This window comes from Streptomyces sp. NPDC088197 (assembly GCF_044741185.1).
GTDB lineage: Bacteria > Actinomycetota > Actinomycetes > Streptomycetales > Streptomycetaceae > Actinacidiphila.
In genome coordinates, this window is sequence record NZ_JBIUSD010000008.1 from 300494 (window position 1) to 320417 (window position 19924).

The window sequence follows — 19924 nt, forward strand, 5'->3', positions numbered from 1 at the left end:
CGTCCGATCAGCGCCCCGAGGAGAACCGCCGTGCTCACCGCTCCCAACGCCGCCTCACGGCCGGCCGTCGCGGAACCGCCACCGCCGCCCCGCGAACGCCGGCGCCGCCGCCGCCCGCTCGCCGCGGTCTGGCCGTATCTGCTGGTCGCCCCCACCGTGGTGGGCACGGCCTTCCTGCTGGTCTACCCGCTGGTCAGAAACACCGTCATGTCGTTCCAGCACTTCGGCCTCGGCGAGCTGATCCGCGGCGGCGCCACCTGGGTCGGCTTCGCCAACTACCGTACGGTGCTGGACGATCCGGAGTTCTGGACGGTGGTCCGCCGCACCCTGTGGTGGACCGGGCTGAACGTCGTGCTGATCATGGTGCTCGGCACGCTCGTCTCGCTGATGCTCGTCAAGCTCGGCAAGCGGATGCGGCTCGCGGTGATGAGCGGTCTGGTCCTGGCCTGGGCCACTCCGGTGATCGCGGCCACCACGATCTTCCAGTGGCTGTTCCAGTCCCGTTTCGGAGTGGTCAACTGGCTACTGGTAAAGCTGGGCTTCGAGTCGTACCGCGACTACACCTGGTTCGCGCACGGCGGCTCGACCTTCGCGATCCTGGTGACGCTGGTGGTCTGGCAGTCCGTGCCGTTCGCCGCGCTGACCCTCTACGGCGGCCTGACCACGATCCCGGCGGAGCTGTACGAGTCGGCCAGGATCGACGGCGCGGGCGCCTGGCAGACCTTCCGGCTGGTCACCTTCCCCATGCTGCGCCCGCTGTTCGCGCTGATCACCTCCCTTGAGGTGATCTGGTGCTTCAAGTGCTTCGCCCAGATCTGGGTGATCAGCGAGGGCGGTCCCAACGGGGCGACCACCACGCTGCCGGTCTACGCCTTCCAGATCGCGCAGTCCCTGCACAAGTACGACCTCGGGTCCGCGGTCTCCACGCTGACCGTCCTGATCCTGCTCGGCGTGCTGGTCTTCAACCTGCGCCGGATGTTCCGTGAGGAGGGCGCGCAGTGAGCACGTTCACCGCAACTGGTAAGGCCCCGCGCGCGGGCGGACCGGGCGGACCGGGCGGACCGGGCGGACCGGGCGGACCGGGCGGCGCGGGCCGTCGGAAGCGGCCGGGCCGCGGGTCCCTGCGGCGGCTGCCGCTCAATCTGGCCGCGCTGTTCACGCTGGCGGTCGCCGCCTTCCCCGTCTACTGGATGGTGATCACGGCCTTCAAGCCGACCACCGCCATCCAGGCCGACACCCCGTCCTTCCTGCCGCTGCACCCCACCTTCGCGCACTTCCGCACGGCCATGCACGCCGACGGCTTCGGCACCTTCTGGCGCAACAGCCTGACCGTGACGCTCGGCGCGGTGCTGATGTCGCTGGTGGTGGCGCTGCTGGCGGCCTTCGCGGTCGGCCGGATGCGCTGGCGCGGCCGGCGGGCCTTCATCCTGCTGGTCTTCACCGCGCAGATGGCGCCGTGGGAGGCGCTGCTGATCCCGATGTACGTGATCGCGCGGGACACCGACATGCTCGACAAGCTGTCGATGCTGACGCTGGTCTACTTCATGACGACGCTGCCGTTCACGATCGTGACGCTGCGCGGCTTCCTCGCGGCGATCCCGGTGGAACTGGAGGAGGCCGCCCAAGTGGACGGCTGCACAAGGCCGCAGGCGTTCCGCCGGGTCACCTTCCCGCTGCTCGCGCCCGGCCTGCTGTCCACGTCGCTGTTCGGCTTCATCACGGCGTGGAACGAGTTCGCCTTCGCCAACACGCTGATCATCAAGAACCAGGACGCCCGCACGCTGCCGGTCTGGCTCTCCTCGTTCAGCAATGTCTTCGGTACCGACTGGGGCGCCACGATGGCCGCCTCCTCGCTGTTCATGCTGCCCGTGCTGCTGGTCTTCCTCGTCCTCCAGAACCGGGTCACCACCGGAATGACCGCCGGCGCCGTGAAGGGCTGACCGCGCGACCGCTCCCCGCGCCCCCTGCCCGCGACCGCTCCCCACGCCCGCTCCCCACGCCCGCTCCCAGGTCACCTCGCTCGACGCCGTCGACCGCCGACCCCCGCCGCCCCCACTGGAGCCGCTGTGATCATTCCGCACCCCTCCCATCTCGCCCGTATCCCCGGCCACTTCACCTTCGACGCGACCACGTGCGTCCGGGCGAGCGACGGCGCCCAGGGCGCGGCGGACCTGCTGCGTACGCTGCTCGCGCCCGCCACCGGGCTGCCGCTGCGGCCCTCGCCCACCGGCCGGGTGGTGCTCGCGCTCGACCCCGAGCTCGGCGGTCTCGGCGCGGAGGGCTACGGCCTGACCGTCGGGCCCGACGCGGTGCTGCTGCGGGCGGCCAGGCCGGCCGGACTGCTGCACGGTGTGCAGACGATCCGTCAACTGCTGCCCGCGCAGGCCCTGTCGGAGCGCCCGGAGAGCGGGGTCGCCTGGCGCATGCCGTGCGTGCAGGTCACCGACGTGCCGAGGTTCGGCTGGCGGGGCATGATGCTGGACGTCGCCCGGCACTTCCAACCGGTGTCGTTCCTGCGGCGCTTCGTGGACCTGCTGGCGTTCCACAAGCTGAACGTGCTGCATCTGCACCTGACCGACGACCAGGGCTGGCGGATGCCGGTCGCCGCCTACCCCCGGCTCACCGAGGTCGGCGGGGCCAGGTCCCGCTCGATGATCGGGCGTTCGGGCAGCGGCCGGTTCGACGACCTGCCGCACGCGGGGGCGTACACCACCGCAGAGCTGCGGTCGCTGGTCGCCTACGCGGCCGAGCGCGGCGTCACGGTGGTGCCGGAGATCGAGATGCCGGGGCACACCCGCGCGGCGCTGGCGGCCTATCCGCACCTGGGGAACGTGCCGGGGCGCGAGCTGGACGTGTGGACCGAGTGGGGTGTGTGCCGCAACATCCTCGGCGTCCACGACGAGGTGCTGGACTTCTGCCGCACCGTGCTCGGCGAGGTGCTCGACGTGTTCCCCTCCTCGTACGTGCACATCGGCGGCGACGAGTGCCCGGTCACCGAGTGGGAGGAGAGCCCGGCGGCGCGGCGGCGCGCGGCGGAGCTGGGCCTGGCCGCGCCCAAGGACCTGCGCGGCTGGTTCCTCGGGCGGATCGGCGACTTCCTGATCGAGGCGGGGCGGCGCCCGCTGTGCTGGGCGGAGGACTCGGGCACGCTGCCGCCGGAGTTCACCGTGATGCCGTGGCGGGACACCGACCACGGGCTGGCCGCCGCCCGGCGCGGCCACGACGTGATCATGGCGCCGCACCGCTCCACGTATCTGGACTACCCGCAGACCGAACAGCCCGGTGAACCGCTCGGCCAGGCGGGCGGAATCGTCGACCTGCGGGCCGTGCACGGCGGCGAGACCGTACCCGCCGACTGGGAACCGGCCGCGGCGGCACGTGTGTTGGGCACGCAGGCGCAGCTCTGGAGCGAATTCGTGCCGACCGCCGAACACGCCGAGTACCTGGTCTTCCCTCGGCTGTGCGCGCTCGCCGACCGGGCCTGGAATCCGGCGGGCGACTGGTCGACGGACTTCCTGCCCGCCCTGCTCCGGCACGAGGACCGGCTGGCGGCGCTGGGTATCGCCCACCGGACGATCCCGCACCCCGCGGTCCCGCCGCACACCCCCCGAGCCACCTCCCGCACCACCTCTCCCCGGACCATCTCCCAGTAGTCCCGCACCATCACCCCCCTCTGGAAAGGGATCACCGTGTCAGGAAAGTTCCGCATGTCGACCCGCGTCCGTACGGCGATGGCCGTCTGTACGGCGGCCGGTCTCGCCTGCGCCGCGCTCACCGCGATGCCCGCCTCGGCGGCGCAGGACTCGCTGAGCGCGCAGTACCGCACCAGCGCCTCCGGCGCCACCGCCGACCAGTCGGAGCCGTGGCTGGAGGTCACCAACACCGGCAGCACCACGGTGCCGTTGAACACCGTCACCGTGCGGTACTACTTCAAGTCCGACGGCCCGAACGTCAGTTACCGCTTCGCGTGCTCGTGGGCGGTCAAGGGCTGCGGCAACATCACCGGCACCTTCGGGACGCTGGCCAATCCGACGGCCACCGCGGACCGCTACCTGGAGATCGGCTTCACTTCGGGCGCGGGTTCGCTGACGCCGGGTCAGAACACCGGTGACATGCAACTGCGGTTCTACCGCGCCGACTGGCAGACCCTCACGCAGTCCGACGACTACTCCTTCAACGGCTCGCAGACGGCGTACGCGAACTGGAACAAGGTCACGGTGCAGAAGAGCGGCGCCGTGGTCTGGGGCACCGCGCCCGCGGGCAACGACCCGACCAACCCGCCCACCACTCCCCCGACCACCCCGCCGACCGGCAACCCGACCGGTCCCGCGATGTTCGACGACTTCACCTACACCTCCAGCTCCGACCCGGCCGTGCAGCAGCACGGCTGGACGGTCAAGTCCGGTCAGGGCGGCCCCGGTGTGGCCGGCGCCACCTGGTCGCCGCAGGACGTGACCTTCGTCGCCGACGGCGCGAGCAACAAGGTGATGAATCTGCGGCTCACCACCGACGGCACGGCGGCGGGCACCAAGGAGACCGAACTCCAGACCGCCGCAAGGAAGTTCAAGAACGGCACCTACGCGGCCCGGGTCAAGTTCAACGACACACCGACCGGCGGCCCCGACGGCGACCACGTCAACCAGACCTTCTTCACCTTCACGCCGCTCAACGCGCCGATGGACCCGAACTACAGCGAGCAGGACTTCGAGTACCTGCCCAACGGCGGCTGGGGCGAGACCCAGAACATCATGTACGAGACGTCCTGGGAGACCTACAACCCGGACCCGTGGAACGCGGTCAACACCCACGGCCAGCAGTACGGCAGCCTCGACGGCTGGCACAACCTCCAGATCACCATCGACAACACGAACATCACCTACTACATCGACGGCAACCAGGTCGCGCAGCACGGCGAGCCGTACCTGCCCGAGACGCCGCAGTGGATCGACTTCAACCACTGGCTGATCGACCTCGCGGGCCAGACGAGCAACACCCCGCGCTCGTACAACCAGCAGGTCGACTACGTGTACTTCCTCAAGGACCAGGTGCTGACGCCCGCCCAGGTGCAGACCCAGGTCGCGGCCTACCGCACGGCGGGCACCACCTTCACGGACACCGTGCCGTCCTCCTGATCCGGTGGCGCGGCCGGGCCCCCGGTCCGGGGGCCCGGCCCGCCGTCCGGTCGCCGGCCCCCCGGACCTCCCCGCGCGGGAAGTCCGGGGGGCCGGCGGGTTTCTGTTATCCCCCTGGTCGTGGCAGCGTCTCCTGTCCGAGGGCAGATACGTGTCACCCGGCCGGAGTCCGGGCCAGGACGGAGTGTGAGCAGCATGCGCGCAGGCGACCGGGTCGGTCCCGACCCCGCGTTGGTGAGTGCCGCGCGGGCGGGCGACCAGGCGGCACTCGACCGGCTGGTCGCGGAGTGCCTGCCGCTGGTCTACAACATCGTCGGGCGCGCCCTGGACGGGCACGACGATGTGGACGACGTGGTGCAGGAGACGCTGCTGCGGGTGGTCCGCGGCCTGTCCGACCTGCGCGACCCGGCGGCGTTCCGCTCCTGGCTGGTGGCCATCGCGGTCCGCCAGGTGCGCGACCGCGAGCAGGCCCGCAAGGCGGCGTGGCACCAGCAGACCGCCCTGGACGCGGCGGAGCTGATACCGGACCCGGCCTCGGACTTCGCCGCCGTGACGATCCTGCGGCTCGGGCTGACCGACCAGCGCCGGGAGATCGCGGAGGCCACCCGCTGGCTGGACCGCGACGACCGTACACTGCTCGCGCTGTGGTGGCTGGAGGAGACCGGCGACCTCGGCCGCTCGGAGCTGGCCGACGCCCTGGGCCTGACCCGGCAGCACGCCGCGGTGAAGGTCCAGCGGATGAAGGAACAGCTCGAAACCTCGCGCACGGTGGTGCGCGCGCTCGGCGACGCGGGCGGCTGCGCGGGTCTCACGCATGTGACCGGCGGCTGGGACGGTGTGCCGAGCCCGCTGTGGCGCAAGCGCTTCGCGCGGCACATCCGCGGCTGCCCGGACTGCGGGCAGCGCGGCCGGACGCTGCTGCCGATGGACCGGCTGCTCAGCGGGCTGCCGCTGCTGCCGGTGCCGCTCGGGATGCCGTTCAGCGCGCCCTTCGGCGGGCACGCCCCGGCGGCGCCCCCGCACACCGGCCCCGCGGGCCCGCCGCCCGCGCACTCCCCGATACCCCCCTCCCAGGCCGCTCCCCAAGCGGCGGCCCCGCGCACCGCTCCGCGACACCGCCCCCCACGGCGGAGCGGTGCGCCCCGGGGAATCCGCGGCAGGCTGCTGCACGGTCCGCTGAGCGTCCCGGCCGCCGCGATGGGCGCGGTCGCGGCGGTGGCGGCCGGAGCGCTGCTGGCCGTGCACCTGTCGGCCGACCGGTCCCCCGGCACCCCGGCCGCCGACAGCACGCCGATCCGTCCTTCGGTGACGATCTCGGCGCCCGCCACGACCGCCTCCCCCTCCCCCACGCCGTCCGCGACGAGGACCGGCGCCAAGCCGACGACGAAGCCGCCGCGCAAGCCCACGCCGACGACCCACGCGCCGCCGCCCGCGGCGCCGCCGCCGGTCGCGCCGGTCTCCTCGGTCCGCAAGGGCGTCGGGGTGTGGTCCTTCCCCGGTGTGAACACCGCGCTCGACCGGTCGGGCGCGGGCTGGTACTACACGTGGTCCACGACGCACGGCGGCATCAGCGGACCCGGCTTCGTGCCGATGATCTGGGGCGGTGACAGCGCGAGTCCGACGGCACTGGCGCAGGCGAAGGCGGCGGGTCCGTACCTGCTGGGCTTCAACGAGCCGGACATGGGCGGCCAGGCGAACATGACGGTGGATCAGGCGCTGTCGCTGTGGCCGAAGTTGATGGCGAACGGCAAGGTGCTCGGCAGTCCCGCGGTCGCCTACGGCGGCGACACGGCCGGCGGCTGGCTCGACCGGTTCATGTCGGGGGCTCAACAGCGCGGCTACCGCGTCGACTTCATCGCCCTGCACTGGTACGGCGGGGACTTCACGACGCCGAACGCGGTCTCCCAGCTCAAGTCGTATCTGACGGCGGTCCACAACCGGTACAACAAGCCGATCTGGCTCACCGAATTCGCGCTGATCGACTTCGCCAACGGCGTCCGCTTCCCGACCGACAGCCAGCAGGCCGCCTTCGTGACGGCCGCGACAAAGATGCTCGACGGGCTGCCGTGGCTCCAGCGGTACGCCTGGTTCGGGCTGCCCGCCGACGACAGCAAGCCGAGCAGCGGGCTGTTCCACAGCGGTCCGGTGGAGACGGCGGCGGGGCGGGCGTTCGAGGCGGCGCGCTGAGCGGTCGCAGCGCGCCGCCTCACCCGGCGGGCCGCTCGAACCGCACCTCGGGCGTCCGCGCCCGCGGGTCGGAGGCGGCCAGCAGCCGCAGACCCTCCGCGTCGAGCGCGTCCCGGTCGGCCGGGCGCAGCGGCGCGAAGGGCGCGACGACGACGGCCGCGGTGTCCTTGGCGCGCTCGAACCGCCAGGTGCCGCCGACGAATCCGTCGACCAGGACCGTGCCGCGGATGATGCCGTTGACGGTCATCACCCGCGGCCGGTGCTCGTCGGCGAGGACGCGGGTGCGGTCGGCGTGCGAGAGCAGCAGATTGTCGAAGTCGGCGACGAAGCGCGCGGAGACCTCGGTGGCGGGGTCGGTGAGTTCCGCGTCCGGCAGGTCGTACAGCTCCCTGCCGTCCTCGGCGGTGTAGGTCCGGCAGTCCAGCGCGGTGAAGACCTTCTTGAGGCCGGTGAGTCCGCACCACTTCTGCATGTCGGCGGGGGTGGCGGGGCCGTACGCGGCCAGGTAGCGGCGGACCAGCGCGGCCGGTTCCGCGGCGGTCGCGGCGGGGTCGGCCATCGGCTGTCCCAGCCAGTCGTCCAGCAGGGTGTAGGCGGGCTGGGCGCTCGCGCCCCACAGCCCGCGCGGCGGCACCTGTGCCAGCGGCGCCCACACCCGTAGCGCGTTGACCAGCGAGGCGGGGTCCGCGTCGGGCCAGCGGGCGCTCAGCGCGGTACGCAACTCGGCGGGTCCCAGCGGCCGTTCGGCCAGCGCCTCGCGGCCGTGCGCGACCAGTTCCGCGCGGTCGACGCCCGCGGCCCCGGCCGCCCACTGCGAGCCGCGAAATCCCCGGTCCAGCATCGGCTGGATCCACGGCCGCAGCCGCAGCGCGTCCGCCGCCGTCACCAGATGCACGGTGCCGCGCATCAAGACGACGCGCACCACCGCGCGTTCGGTGAGCAGCGTGCCCAACTCGTCGAAGCGGAAGCCGTTCAGCCGGGTCCACAGGCCCGGATAGGGCGAGGTGGGGTGCTGCGACTGGAGTCCGAGCAGATGGGCGACGGCGTCCTCGGCGGCCGTCCGCCGCCGGTCCAGCAGAAGCTGGCGCGCGAGCAGGGTCCGGTTGAGAGTGCGGCGGTCGAGCGGCGTGAGCATGGCTCCTACGCTAGGGCCCGTCGCGGACAGTTGCTGTCCGCGACGGCGGGCGGGCGGTGCGGGCGGTGCGCGCGACGGCCGAGCCACTGGCCACCCTGACCTGCGGGAAGAAACGGTTTTCGGTCCCCGAACCAAGTGATGGGTGACAGGTGGCAGACAGCACAGGAGGTCCCCGCGTGCAGATACCCACGCACGAGCCCGGACGGAACCGAACCCCGTTCGGCGAGGTGTACGAGGCGCACTTCGACGCCGTTCTCGGCTTCATTACCCGGAGAACCACCGACCGGCACTTGGCCGCCGACCTGACCGCCGACGTCTTCGTGGCCGCGCTGGAGGCATTCGAGGGTTACGACCCCAGGCGCGGCACGCACCTCATGTGGCTCTACGGGATCGCCCGCAACACCACGGCCGCGCATGCCCGCCGCGCGGTACGTGAGCGGGACGCGGTGGCCGCGGTCAGCGGTCGGCGGCTGCTGGACGAGCAGGACATGCAGCGCTTCGAGGAGCGCATCGACGCCGAATGGGCGGCCAGGGAGTTGCTCGCCCGGCACGCCGGGCTCTCCGAGCCGCTGCGCGCGGTGATCGACCTCGTCGCTGTCGACGGTCTCACGACCAAGGAGGCCGCGAAGGTGCTCCGGATCTCCCAGGCGACCGCCCGGGTCCGCCTGCACCGCGCCCGCGCCGCCCTGCGTGCCGAATCCACCACCCCGTCCGCCGCATTCGATTCCCCCCTCACGGAGGTCACCCGATGAACACCCCGGTCGGATTCAAGCAACGCCTCGGTGCCGAGCTGGCCCTACTGGAACAGGTACGAGCCGAACAGCGGGAAACAGAGCGGGCATCCCGACGAAAGGTGCCGGTGGCCGCCCGCGGGATCCTCGCACGTCCCGCCGTACGTCGGACCGCGTTCGCGGGCTTGGCCGCGGGCGTGGCGGCCACCACGATCGTCGCGACCTCCTCCGTCTGGGGAGCGCAGCCCCGGCCGGTACACGCCATGACGGTCGCCCAGGTGCTGGACGCCGCCGCGGACAACGCCGCGAAGGGTCCGGGCAAGGAGCCGGGTCTCCACCAGTGGTTGTACACGGACGATGTTGTCTGCGTGACGACGTGCGGGCACGAGCGGTCCTGGTACCGGTACGACGGTCTCAAGAGCGCGTCGGTCGGCAAGTCATTGGCGTCAGGAAACCGCACTGCCGTCCAGGTGCGCGATGTCTTCACCCCCTTCCGCTCGGGGAAGGTCGGGGACCATCCGCGGGAGACCCGCGAGGTTCTGTCCCGACTGCCCACCGATCCCCACGAGCTCCTCAAGCGGGTGAGTACTGACCCCTTCTTCAACAGTTCAGGAGAAGAGCCGGGCGCGGCCCCCACCAACGGAATATTCCACAGCCTGGGTGAACGGCCCCCGGCCGTCACACCCGCAGCGCAGTTCACCAGGATCCTCCACATTCTGCGGACCGCATCGACCGTCCCGCCCCGGATCAACGCCGCGCTTTACCACGCGCTGGCGCTGATCCCCGGAACCACGCTGGTCAGCACGCCGATGCGAGACGCGGCCGGTCGGCCGGGACTCGCCATCGCCTTCGATTTCCACGATCGGCAACGAACGCACGAGTACCTCATCCTGGACCCGAGCACGTACACCTACCGCGGTGACCGCGTCGACTGGCACGGAGAGAGCGACTTCTCCGATTCCTTCGCCCGCGTGACGACCGGCGTCGTCGACCATCCCGGCCAGATGCCCGGCGGCCCCGCCCCGGACCCCTCGGACATCGTGGAACTGCCCCCGGTCGTCCAGGCGCCGCTCAAAGCACGCTGACCGACACCGCCAACAGGAGTTCGGGTCGCCCTGGACCCGGGCCCCGCAACGGGGGTGCGGCGAGGTCCGGGTCCGGCTCCCCATCGGGGACCCGGACCCGGACCCGGACCCGGTCTCGGCGGGCCGGTGGCCGCTACGCCGCCGGGGAGCCCAGGCGGCGGGACGGGGTCGTGGGCTCGTGGTGGATCGGGGTGCGGGCGCCGGTGAGGGGGGCGCCGGAGCCGCCGCGCGAGTGGGCGACGATCTCGGCGGCGATCGACAGGGCGGTCTCCTCGGGCGTGCGGGCGCCGAGGTCGAGGCCGATCGGCGAGTGGAGCCTGGCCAGGTCGAGTTCGGTCACCCCGGTGTCGCGCAGCCGGTCCAGGCGCGCGAGATGGGTGCGGCGCGAGCCCATCGCGCCGATGTAGGCCAGCGGCAGCCGCAGCGCCCGCTCCAGCAGGGGGATGTCGAACTTGGCGTCGTGGGTGAGGACGCAGACCGCCGTACGGCCGTCCAGCCGCCGCTGCCGCGCCTCTGCCTCCAGGTAGCGGTGCGGCCAGTCGACGACCACCTCGTCGGCCTCGGGGAAGCGGCGGGCGGTGGCGAAGACCGGCCGCGCGTCGCAGATCGTCACGTGGTAGCCGAGGAACTTGCCCGCCCGTACCAGCGCGGACGCGAAGTCGATCGCCCCGAAGACCAGCATCCGCGGCGGCGGCACGCTGGCCTCGACCAGCAGGGTGAGCGGCGCGCCGCAGCGGCTGCCGTCCGCGCCGATCACGACGGTCCCGGTGCGCCCGGCGGCCAGCAGCGCGCGGGTCTCGGCCGCCGCCGTACGGTCCCGCTCGTCGTCACCGAGCGAGCCCGCGTACGCACCGGCGCCTTCGGCCTCGCGGACCAGCAGCGCCCGGCCCAGCAGCTCCGCCGGGCCCTCGACCACACGGGCCACCGCCGCCGCCTCGCCGGAGACGGCCGCGGCCAGCGCCGCGACGACCTCGGGCCGTACCGCGGGGTCGATCCGCTGCACGAAGATGTCGATCGCGCCGCCGCAGGTCAGGCCGACGGCGAAGGCGTCCTCGTCGGAGTAGCCGAAGTGCTGGAGGACCGCGGCCGCGTCGGGGCCCGCGGCCAGCACCTCCCGGCACAGCTCGTAGACCGCGCCTTCCACGCACCCGCCGGACACGCTGCCGATGGCGTCGCCGCCGCCGTCGACGGCGAGCGCCGCACCGGGCTGGCGCGGGGCGCTGCCGCCGGTCGCGACGACCGTCGCGACGGCGAACGGACGCCCGAGACCGCACCAGCGGTACAACTCGTCAGCGATGTCCAGCATGGCGTTCCAGCTCCTTCTTCCTACAACTCGCTCTTCCCGGCGGTCACTTGACGCCGAGCCAGCCCTCGATCGGGTGCAGGGCGAAATAGACGACGAAGACGGCCGTGAGAATCCACATGAACAGCCCCGGCTCGCGCCACTTGCCCTGCGCGGCCTTGATGGCGGTGTACGAGACGACCCCGGCGCCGACTCCCGCGGTGATGGAGTAGGTGAACGGCATGAGGGCGACGGTCATGAAGACCGGTACGGCCACGGCGCGGTCGGACCAGTCGACGTGCCGTGCGTTGCTCATCATCATCGCGCCGATCACGACGAGCGCGGCGGCGGCGACCTGGCCGGGCACGATCTGGGCCAGTGGGGTGAAGAACAGGCCGAGCGCGAAGAGGACGCCGGTGACGACCGAGGACAGGCCGGTGCGGGCGCCCTCGCCGACGCCGGTCGCGGACTCGATGAAGACGGTCTGCCCCGACGCTCCCGCGACGCCGCCGATCGCGCCGCCCGCGCCGTCGACGAACAGCGCCTTCGACAGGCCCGGCATCCGGCCCTTGTCGTCAGCGAGCCCGGCCTCGGTGCCGACGCCGATGATGGTGGCCATCGCGTCGAAGAACCCGGCGAGCACCAGAGTGAAAACGATGACGCCGACGGTCATACCGCCGATCGAGCCCCAGCCGCCGAACTCGACATGGCCGAAGAGTCCGAAGTCCGGCATCGAGACCGCGCTGCCCTCCAGCTTGGGCGCGCTGCCTCCCCAGTCGGCCGCCGTGAGGTCGCCCGCCGCGTTGACGATCACGGACAGGACGGTGCCGGCCACGATGCCGATCAGGATCGCGCCCGGCAGATTCCTGGCCTGGAGCATGAAGATCAGCAGCAGGGTCACGCAGAAGAGCAGCACGGGCCAGCCGCGCAGCTGGCCGCCGGCGCCGAGGGCGACCGGGGCCGTGCCGTGCGGGTCGCCCTTGCCGACGAATCCGGCGTTGACCAGGCCGATCATCGCGATGAACATGCCGATGCCGATGGTGATGCCGTGCTTGAGCGCCAGCGGTATCGCGTTCATGACGATCTCGCGCAGCCCGGTGACCACCAGCAGCACGATGACGCCGCCGTAGATCACGCACATACCCATAGCCTGCGGCCAGGTCATGTTCGGAGCCACTTGGGTGGAGATCACCCCGGCCACGCTCAGCCCCGCCGCGAGCGCGAGCGGCACCTTGCCGACGAAGCCCATCAGCAGGGTGGAGACGGCGGCGGCCAGCGCCGTCGCGGTGATCAGCGCGGCGTGGCTGAGCTTGTGCCCCGCGACGTCGGGTCCCGACAGCAGCAGCGGGTTGAGGAGCAGGATGTAGCACATCGCCATGAAGGTCGTGATGCCGCCGCGGACCTCGCGGGGGATCGACGAGCCTCGGGCCGAGATGTGGAAGTACCGGTCGAGCCAGGATCTCCCGGCGGGCTGTCGCGAGCCTTCGCCCGCGTCCTCCGCCGCCGTCCGCGGCTCTACTGGCGTCTGGGTCATGGTGCCAACTCCCAAGGTTCACAGGGGCACTCGTACGCGGTGTACGGGATTTGGGATCTGCGTGGCCTGCACGACCCGGGGGACGGCCCGAGACGAACAAGAAAGGGGGACCGGGGGACGGGAGCCCCCCGGCCGCCTAGGTTCCGGTCAGGTGCTCCGGCCGGATCGGGGTCCGGTTCAACTCCAGCCCCGTCGCGTTCCTGATCGCCGCGAGGACCGCGGGAGTGGACGACAACGTGGGCGCCTCGCCGACGCCGCGCAGGCCGTAGGGCGCGTGCTCGTCGGCGAGTTCGAGCACGTCGACCGGGATGGTCGGCGTGTCGAGGATCGTGGGGATCAGGTAGTCCGTGAAGGACGGGTTGCGGACCTTGGCGGTCCTGGGGTCGACGATGATCTCCTCCATCACCGCCACGCCCAGGCCCTGCGTGGTGCCGCCCTGGATCTGGCCGACGACCGACAGCGGGTTGAGCGCCTTGCCGACGTCCTGGGCGCAGGCGAGTTCGACCACCTTGACCAGGCCCAGTTCGGTGTCGACCTCGACCACCGCGCGGTGCGCGGCGAAGCTGTACTGGACGTGGCCGTTGCCCTGTCCGGTGCGCAGGTCGAACGCGACGGTCGGGCGGTGCCTGAACTCCAGTTCCAGGTCGACGGCTTCGTCCTCCAGGACGTCCGCGATGTCGGCCAGCGCCTCGCCGCCGTCGGTGACGACCTTGCCGCCCTCCAGCAGGAGTTCGGCGGTGGCCCACGCCGGGTGGTAGGTGCCGAATTTGCGGCGGCCGGTCTCCAGCACCTTCTCGCGTACGGCTTCGCAGGTGTTCTTCACCGCGCCGCCGGTCATGTACGTCTGCCGGGAGGCGGAGGTGGAACCGGCCGAGCCGACCCGGGTGTCGGCGGGCTGGATGGTGACCTGGGTGACGCCGAGTTCGGTGCGGGCGATCTGGGCGTGCACGGTGACGCCGCCCTGGCCGACCTCGGCCATCGCGGTGTGCACGGTCGCGACCGGCTCGCCGTTGATGACCTCCATCCGCACCCGGGCGGTGGAGTAGTCGTCGAAGCCCTCGGAGAAGCCGACGTTCTTGATGCCGACCGCGTAGCCGACACCGCGTACGACGCCTTCGCCGTGCGTGGTGTTGGACAGGCCGCCGGGCAGCGCGCGTACGTCGGCGGCTCCCCCGGCCACCTCCCACTGGCGCTCGGGCGGCAGCGGGCGGGCCTTGACCCGGCGCAGCAGTTCGGCGACCGGCGCGGGCGAGTCGACGGGCTGGCCCGTCGGCATGAGCGTGCCCTGCTCCATGGCGTTGAGCTGGCGGAACTCGACCGGGTCCAGGCCGAGTTCGGCCGCGACCTTGTCCATCTGCGCCTCGTAGGCGAAGCACGCCTGGACCGCGCCGAAGCCGCGCATCGCGCCGCAGGGCGGGTTGTTGGTGTAGAGGGCCAGCGCCTCGATGTCGACGTCCTCGACGACGTACGGGCCGACCGACAGGGAGGCGGCGTTGCCGACGACGGCCGGGGAGGCGGAGGCGTAGGCGCCGCCGTCCAGCACGATCCGGCACTTGATGTGGGTGAGCTTGCCGTCGCGGGTCGCGCCGTGCTCGTACCAGAGCTTGGCGGGGTGGCGGTGGACGTGGCCGAAGAAGGACTCGAAGCGGTTGTAGACGATCTTGACGGGCTTGCCGGTGCGCAGCGCCAGCAGGCAGGCGTGGATCTGCATCGACAGGTCCTCACGGCCGCCGAAGGCGCCGCCGACACCGGAGAGCGTCATCCGGACCTTCTTCTCCGGCAGCCCGAGGACCGGCGCGATCTGCCGCAGGTCGGAGTGGAGCCACTGGGTGGCCACGTAGAGGTCGACGCCGCCGTCCTCGCCGGGCACGGCCAGGCCGGACTCGGGGCCGAGGAACGCCTGGTCCTGCATGCCGAAGACGTACTCGCCGCTGACGACCACGTCGGCGCGGGCCGCCGCCGCGTCCGCGTCGCCGCGCACGATGGGCTGGCGGTGGACGATGTTGGGGTGCGGGACATGGCCGATGTGGTGGTCCTCGCGGCCCTCGTGGACCAGGACGGCACCCGGCGCGGTGGCGGACGCCTCGTCGGTGATCACCGGCAGGTCGACGTACTCCACGCGGATCTTCGCGGCGGCGCGGCGCGCGGTCTCCGGGTGGTCGGCGGCGACCAGCGCCACCGGCTCGCCGTGGTGGCGGACCTTGCCGTGGGCGAGGACCGGGGTGTCCTGGATCTCCAGGCCGTAGTTCTTCACCTCGGTGGGCAGGTCGTCGTAGGTGAGCACCGCGTAGACGCCCGAGGTGGCCAGCGCCTGCGAGGTGTCGATGGAGCGGATCTCGGCGTGCGCGACGGTGCTGCGCAGCGTGTAGCCCCACAGCATGTCCTCGTGCCACAGGTCCGAGGAGTACGCGAATTCGCCGGTGACCTTCAGGATGCCGTCAGGGCGCAGCGTGGACTCGCCGATGCCGCCCTTGGAGGCGGCGCCCTGAGTGAGGCTGGTGGGTGTCCGGGTGACGGACGAACCGGCGCCGGGCGCGGGTGTGTTGGGCATGCTCACACCGCTCCTTCGGTACGGGCGGCGGCCAGCCGTACGGCGTCGAGGATCTTCTCGTAGCCGGTGCAGCGGCACAGGTTGCCGGACAGCGCCTCGCGGATGTCGCCGTCGGACGGCTCGGGGACGCGTTCGAGCAACTCGTCGGCGGCGACCAGCAGTCCGGGGGTGCAGAAGCCGCACTGGACGGCGCCCGCGTCCACGAACGCCTGCTGGACGGTGGAGAGTTCACCGCCCTCACCGGCCAGGCCCTCGACGGTGACGACCTCGCGGTCCTGCGCCTGGCCCGCGGCGACCAGACACGAACACACCGGCACGCCGTCCAGGCGGACCGTGCAGGAGCCGCATTCGCCCTGCTCGCAGGCGTTCTTGGAACCGGGCAGGCCCATCCGCTCGCGCAGCACGTACAGCAGGCTCTCGCCCTCCCATACGTCGTCGGCTTCCTGCGGACTGCCGTTGACGGTGAAGGTCACGCGCATGGCTTGCTCCTGTCGTCCAGCTCGTGGGGCTCGTTGCCGCGGTACTGCTCCCAGGACCAGCCGAGCGTGCGGCGGGCCATGACGGCCAGCGCGTGCCGCCGGTAGGACGCGGTGCCGCGGACGTCGTCGATCGGGTTGGCGGCCCCGGAGACCAGCTCCGCGAACTGCCGGGCGACGGCGGGCGGGATCACCCCGCGGCTCTCCCACAGCCCGGCCTCGTCCAGCGCGGCGGCCAGGAACTCCTCGGCCGTCCGCGCCCGGATCGGGGTGGGCGCGGCCGAGCCGATGCCGGTGCGGACCTCGCGGATCTCGGGGTGCAGGGCCAGGCCGAAGGCGCAGACCGCGATGACCATCGCGTTGCGGGTGCCGACCTTGGAGAACTGCTGCGGCCCGGTCGCCTTCTTCAGCCGCACGGCGCGGATCAGCTCGTCGGGCTCCAGCGCGTTGCGCTTCACCCCCCGGTAGAAGTCGTCGATGGGGATCAGCCGGGTGCCGCGTACGGACTGCGCCTCGACCTCGCCGCCGCCCGCGAGCAGCGCCGGGTGGGCGTCACCGGCCGGGGAGGCGGTGCCGAGGTTGCCGCCGACACCGCCGCGGTTGCGGATCTGCGGGGAGGCGACGGTGTGGCTGGCCAGCGCGAGGCCGGGCAGCTCGGCTCTGAGGTTCTCCATGATCCGGGTGTACGGGACGGAGGCGCCGAGCCGGACGGTGTCCTCGGCCGCCTCCCACTCCTGGAGCTCACCGATGCGGTTCAGGTCCAGCAGAAACTCGGGCCTGCGGTGGTCGAAGTTGATCTCGACCATCACGTCCGTGCCACCCGCGATGGGCACAGCGGAGGGATGCTCGGCCTTGGCGGCGAGCGCTTCCTCCCAGCTGGCGGGGCGCAGGAATTCCATGGGGTTCTCTTCTCGAATCCGAGTGGGCTGTTCATGTCCTGTACACGCGGGGTGGCCCCAGTACACGGCTGTGGGGCCGTCCGGGTGCAGTCACCGAAAACATGAAGCGGTTGGCTGGCCAAGGGGCGGGTCTTGTAGATTCCTCCGAAAGGGTCCGCTCCGAAACCTCGCGGCAGCCCACCCGCAACACCGGTGTTCGACACTGCGACCCGGGCTCCCGCGACGACGGCCGGGACCGCGACCACGACCCGGCAGAGGACAAGGCGACGACTATGCGGCTGCGCGCACTGCTGGACACCGAGGCCCTCGGCCTGCGGCTGCTCGGCGGCGAGGACGAGCTGGACCGTACGGTCCGCGGGGTGATGACCACGGACCTGCGCGACCCCAGCCGCTATCTGACCGGCGGCGAACTGGTCCTCACCGGTCTGGCCTGGCGGCGCGGCCCCGGCGACTGCGAGCCCTTCGTCCGGCTGCTGGCCGGCGCCGGGGTGGCGGCGCTCGCGGCGGGCGAGGCGGGGCTGAGCACGATCCCGCAGGATCTGGTGGCCGCCTGCGCCCGGCACCGGCTGCCGCTGTTCGCGGTGGACGAGACGGTGGCCTTCGCGACCGTCACCGAGTACGTGGTCCGGCAGGTCTCCGGCGGCCGGGCGGGTGATCTCGCGGCGGTCGTGGACCGGCACCGGCGGCTGATGTCGTCGGGGCCCGCGGGCGGCGGCCCCGACGCCGTGCTCGACCTGCTCGGCAGCGACCTGGACCTGCGCGCCTGGGTGCTGTCCGCGGTCGGCCGGGAGATCGGCGGCTCCGGCCAGTCGCTGGCCGCCTCGGTCCGCGCCGAGCTGGCCGGCGCCCAGCAGGCCGCCGCCCGCACCGCCCGGCCCGCGCCGCACCGCGTCGCGGTCCAGGGCGGCCGGATCTACTCGCTCTTCCCGGTCCGCGCGGGGGCTGAGGACGTACGGGCGACCGTACTGTCCGACTGGTTCCTCGCTGTCGAGGCGGACGCCGGAGAGTGGCCCGCGGAGCGCCTGGACCTGCTGCACGGCGTCACGCAGCTCATCGCGGTGGAGCGGGAGCGGCGGGACGCGGCCCGTACGGTACGGCGGCGGCTGGCCGCGGAGGTCTTCGAGCTGGTGCGCGGCGGGGCGCCGCCCGCCGAGATCGGCGCCCGGCTGCGGGCCGCGGCGCCCGTCCTGGTGCCGGGCGCGGGCGGCGCGCCGCAGTGGCAGATCGTGGTCGCCCGGGTCGACTGGGCGGGCGGCGACCTGGCGCCGGGACCGGTGGCGCGGGACCTGCTGGAGGAAGTGCTGGTCGACCCGGCGGCGGCCGGGGCCGAGGCGACGGACCGGATCGCGGTGGCGCACCTGGACGACAAGGCGATGGCGCTGGTACCGCTGCCGCCGCCGGTCCCCGGCGCCCAGGAGGGCGGCGAGGACTCCCCCGCGACCCTGCACGCCGACCGGCTGCTCGACGTGCTGCGCGGCCCGCTCGGCCGCGGGCTCGCCGACGACGGACGGCTGACCATCGGCGTCAGCGCCGCCGTGCAGTCCGCCGAGGGGCTGCGCGGCGCCCTGGAGGAGGCCAGGCACGCGCGCCGGGTGGCCGCGGCCCGCCCCGGCCGGGTCTGCGTGGCCGGGCACGAGGAGCTGGCCTCCCACGTCCTGCTGCTGCCCTTCGTCCCCGACGACGTGCGCCGCGCCTTCACCGCCCGGCTGCTCGACCCGCTGCGCGCGTACGACCGCAGGCACCGCGCCGACCTCATCCCGACCCTTGAGGCGTTCCTGGAGTGCGACGGCTCCTGGACGCGCTGCGCCACCCGGCTGCACCTGCACGTGAACACGCTGCGGTACCGGATCGGGCGGATCGAACAGCTGACGGGGCGTGATCTGTCGCGCCTTGAGGACAAGTTGGACTTCTTCCTCGCGCTGCGGATGAGCTGACGGCACGGCGGTACGGGCGGCGCGCCCGCCGAAGTGGCCGTCGAATCTCCTTCACACGTTCACCTGTTGGACCGTCCGACCTGCCGAACAGGCATTAGTGATCCCGTTCACAAAAGGTGATCTCCAACCCCTTGGCGTGGACCCCCGCGCCATGTTGGACTTCGGCCACTGCACGTAAGCAGGAACTCGCACTCGCTCGACGACGCGCTTGGGGGAGAGACTGTGGCGGAAACCGCCCTGTCGGAATCGGTGGTCGGGGAACCGGACGTATGGCGGCTGCGGGCTCGCGGCTGCTGGGCGGAGGCGGCGACACTGCTCGCGCCGTTCTGCGCCGACCACGCCGGAGCCGCGCTACGGAGGGCGGAACTGCTGGTCGAGGGGTGTTTCTACCACCTCGACGGCTGGTCCGAGGCGGAGGACGCGCTGCGCGCCGCCGAGGCGCTGGCGGGCACCGACGAGGAGCGCGGCGCCGCCGCCTCCGAACGGGGGTACCTCGCGTACGGCGCGACGCTGTTCTCCGTACGCGACCGCGCCGACGAGGCCAGCTCCGCGTTCGGCCGCGCCGCCGCGCTGCTGTCCCCCGCCTCTCCCGGCAGGCCGCTGCTGGACTTCCGGCGCGGCCTGGTCGCCGAGAACATCGCCGCCAATCCGGCTGCCGCCCGCGCCGCCTACCGCCGCGCCCACGCCGGCGCCGTCGCCCACGGCGACGTGTTCCTGACCTCCTTCACCTGGCGCCACCTCGCCGGGCTCGCCGCCGCCGACGGCGAGATCGCCGAGGCCCGGCACGGCTTCGCGGAGTCCCTCCGCATCCGCGTCTCCCTCGGCCACCTCGTCGGCACCGCCCCGGCGCTGCTCGCCCTGGCCGATGTCGAGGACGAGCCCGAGGCCGCCCGGCTCCGTCTTGAGGCCGCCCGCCTCTACGCCCTCCTGGACGGCGTCCCCACCTGGCTCGCCCCGGCCTTCACGGCGGCCTAGGGC

General features: G+C 72.5%; 15 protein-coding genes. 9 read left to right on the top strand and 6 right to left on the bottom strand.

Annotation, left to right across the window (positions count from 1 at the left end):
• Positions 1 to 30: 30 nt before the first annotated feature.
• The 5 genes from ACIOC1_RS21645 (at position 31) to ACIOC1_RS21665 (ending at position 7319) form a co-directional block, all read left to right on the top strand.
• Positions 31 to 1002, top strand: a complete 972-nt coding sequence (locus ACIOC1_RS21645; RefSeq protein WP_391163586.1) for an ABC transporter permease subunit — start codon at positions 31 to 33, stop codon at positions 1000 to 1002.
• 188 nt (positions 1003 to 1190) lie between these two features.
• Complete coding sequence (locus tag ACIOC1_RS21650) at positions 1191 to 1940, top strand: carbohydrate ABC transporter permease (RefSeq protein ID WP_355339482.1); 750 nt, start codon at positions 1191 to 1193, stop codon at positions 1938 to 1940.
• Between the two features lie 126 nt (positions 1941 to 2066).
• Positions 2067 to 3653: a beta-N-acetylhexosaminidase gene (locus ACIOC1_RS21655; protein WP_401311713.1), complete on the top strand. Its 1587-nt coding sequence runs from the start codon at positions 2067 to 2069 to the stop codon at positions 3651 to 3653.
• 54 nt (positions 3654 to 3707) lie between these two features.
• Positions 3708 to 5132: a cellulose binding domain-containing protein gene (locus tag ACIOC1_RS21660; protein ID WP_401856082.1), complete on the top strand. Its 1425-nt coding sequence runs from the start codon at positions 3708 to 3710 to the stop codon at positions 5130 to 5132.
• Positions 5133 to 5327: 195 nt separating this feature from the next.
• Positions 5328 to 7319, top strand: coding sequence for a sigma-70 family RNA polymerase sigma factor (locus ACIOC1_RS21665; RefSeq protein ID WP_401856084.1), 1992 nt, complete (start codon positions 5328 to 5330; stop codon positions 7317 to 7319).
• Between the two features lie 19 nt (positions 7320 to 7338).
• Here the strand turns inward: ACIOC1_RS21665 and ACIOC1_RS21670 are convergent, their stop codons facing one another.
• Positions 7339 to 8454 carry a winged helix DNA-binding domain-containing protein gene (locus tag ACIOC1_RS21670; protein ID WP_355338889.1) on the bottom strand — a complete coding sequence of 372 codons (1116 nt, stop codon included), beginning with the start codon at positions 8452 to 8454 and terminating at the stop codon, positions 7339 to 7341.
• Between the two features lie 176 nt (positions 8455 to 8630).
• On the opposite strand from ACIOC1_RS21670, the gene ACIOC1_RS21675 reads away from it, so the two are divergent.
• Together ACIOC1_RS21675 and ACIOC1_RS21680 are read left to right on the top strand one after the other, a co-directional pair.
• Positions 8631 to 9206: an RNA polymerase sigma factor gene (locus tag ACIOC1_RS21675; RefSeq protein WP_355338887.1), complete on the top strand. Its 576-nt coding sequence runs from the start codon at positions 8631 to 8633 to the stop codon at positions 9204 to 9206.
• Complete coding sequence (locus ACIOC1_RS21680; protein WP_401856086.1) at positions 9203 to 10270, top strand: CU044_5270 family protein; 1068 nt, start codon at positions 9203 to 9205, stop codon at positions 10268 to 10270. The genes ACIOC1_RS21675 and ACIOC1_RS21680 overlap by 4 nt, the downstream gene beginning before the upstream one ends.
• A 133-nt stretch (positions 10271 to 10403) precedes the next feature.
• Here ACIOC1_RS21680 and ACIOC1_RS21685 read toward each other — a convergent pair whose 3' ends face one another.
• From ACIOC1_RS21685 to ACIOC1_RS21705, 5 genes are all read right to left on the bottom strand, one after another.
• Positions 10404 to 11576, bottom strand: coding sequence for an XdhC family protein (locus tag ACIOC1_RS21685; RefSeq protein ID WP_401856087.1), 1173 nt, complete (start codon positions 11574 to 11576; stop codon positions 10404 to 10406).
• 43 nt (positions 11577 to 11619) lie between these two features.
• Entirely contained in the window at positions 11620 to 13086 is a 1467-nt protein-coding gene (locus ACIOC1_RS21690) for an NCS2 family permease (protein WP_355338878.1), read from the bottom strand.
• A 136-nt stretch (positions 13087 to 13222) separates the two neighbouring features.
• Entirely contained in the window at positions 13223 to 15637 is a 2415-nt protein-coding gene (locus tag ACIOC1_RS21695) for a molybdopterin cofactor-binding domain-containing protein (RefSeq protein WP_391163580.1), read from the bottom strand.
• A 2-nt stretch (positions 15638 to 15639) separates the two neighbouring features.
• Positions 15640 to 16116, bottom strand: a complete 477-nt coding sequence (locus ACIOC1_RS21700; protein WP_355338872.1) for a (2Fe-2S)-binding protein — start codon at positions 16114 to 16116, stop codon at positions 15640 to 15642.
• Positions 16107 to 17012 (bottom strand): xanthine dehydrogenase family protein subunit M, encoded by a 906-nt coding sequence (locus tag ACIOC1_RS21705; protein ID WP_355338869.1) that lies wholly within the window; start codon positions 17010 to 17012, stop codon positions 16107 to 16109. Before ACIOC1_RS21705 ends, ACIOC1_RS21700 begins: the two co-directional genes overlap by 10 nt.
• Before the next feature lie 272 nt (positions 17013 to 17284).
• Between ACIOC1_RS21705 and ACIOC1_RS21710 the strand changes: the two genes are divergently transcribed.
• Together ACIOC1_RS21710 and ACIOC1_RS21715 are read left to right on the top strand one after the other, a co-directional pair.
• Positions 17285 to 18946 (top strand): PucR family transcriptional regulator ligand-binding domain-containing protein, encoded by a 1662-nt coding sequence (locus ACIOC1_RS21710; protein WP_391163579.1) that lies wholly within the window; start codon positions 17285 to 17287, stop codon positions 18944 to 18946.
• A gap of 222 nt (positions 18947 to 19168) precedes the next feature.
• Positions 19169 to 19921, top strand: coding sequence for a hypothetical protein (locus ACIOC1_RS21715; protein ID WP_391049409.1), 753 nt, complete (start codon positions 19169 to 19171; stop codon positions 19919 to 19921).
• The last annotated feature ends 3 nt before the right edge of the window (positions 19922 to 19924 follow it).

Coding starts and splice junctions, on each gene's coding strand:
- ACIOC1_RS21650 (WP_355339482.1), top strand. CDS start 1,191: ATGGTGATCACGGCCTTCAAGCCGACCACCGCCATCCAGGCCGACACC.
- ACIOC1_RS21660 (WP_401856082.1), top strand. CDS start 3,708: ATGTCGACCCGCGTCCGTACGGCGATGGCCGTCTGTACGGCGGCCGGT.
- ACIOC1_RS21665 (WP_401856084.1), top strand. CDS start 5,328: ATGCGCGCAGGCGACCGGGTCGGTCCCGACCCCGCGTTGGTGAGTGCC.
- ACIOC1_RS21670 (WP_355338889.1), bottom strand. CDS start 8,454: ATGCTCACGCCGCTCGACCGCCGCACTCTCAACCGGACCCTGCTCGCG.
- ACIOC1_RS21680 (WP_401856086.1), top strand. CDS start 9,203: ATGAACACCCCGGTCGGATTCAAGCAACGCCTCGGTGCCGAGCTGGCC.
- ACIOC1_RS21685 (WP_401856087.1), bottom strand. CDS start 11,576: ATGCTGGACATCGCTGACGAGTTGTACCGCTGGTGCGGTCTCGGGCGT.
- ACIOC1_RS21690 (WP_355338878.1), bottom strand. CDS start 13,086: ATGACCCAGACGCCAGTAGAGCCGCGGACGGCGGCGGAGGACGCGGGC.
- ACIOC1_RS21695 (WP_391163580.1), bottom strand. CDS start 15,637: ATGCCCAACACACCCGCGCCCGGCGCCGGTTCGTCCGTCACCCGGACA.
- ACIOC1_RS21700 (WP_355338872.1), bottom strand. CDS start 16,116: ATGCGCGTGACCTTCACCGTCAACGGCAGTCCGCAGGAAGCCGACGAC.
- ACIOC1_RS21705 (WP_355338869.1), bottom strand. CDS start 17,012: ATGGAATTCCTGCGCCCCGCCAGCTGGGAGGAAGCGCTCGCCGCCAAG.
- ACIOC1_RS21710 (WP_391163579.1), top strand. CDS start 17,285: ATGCGGCTGCGCGCACTGCTGGACACCGAGGCCCTCGGCCTGCGGCTG.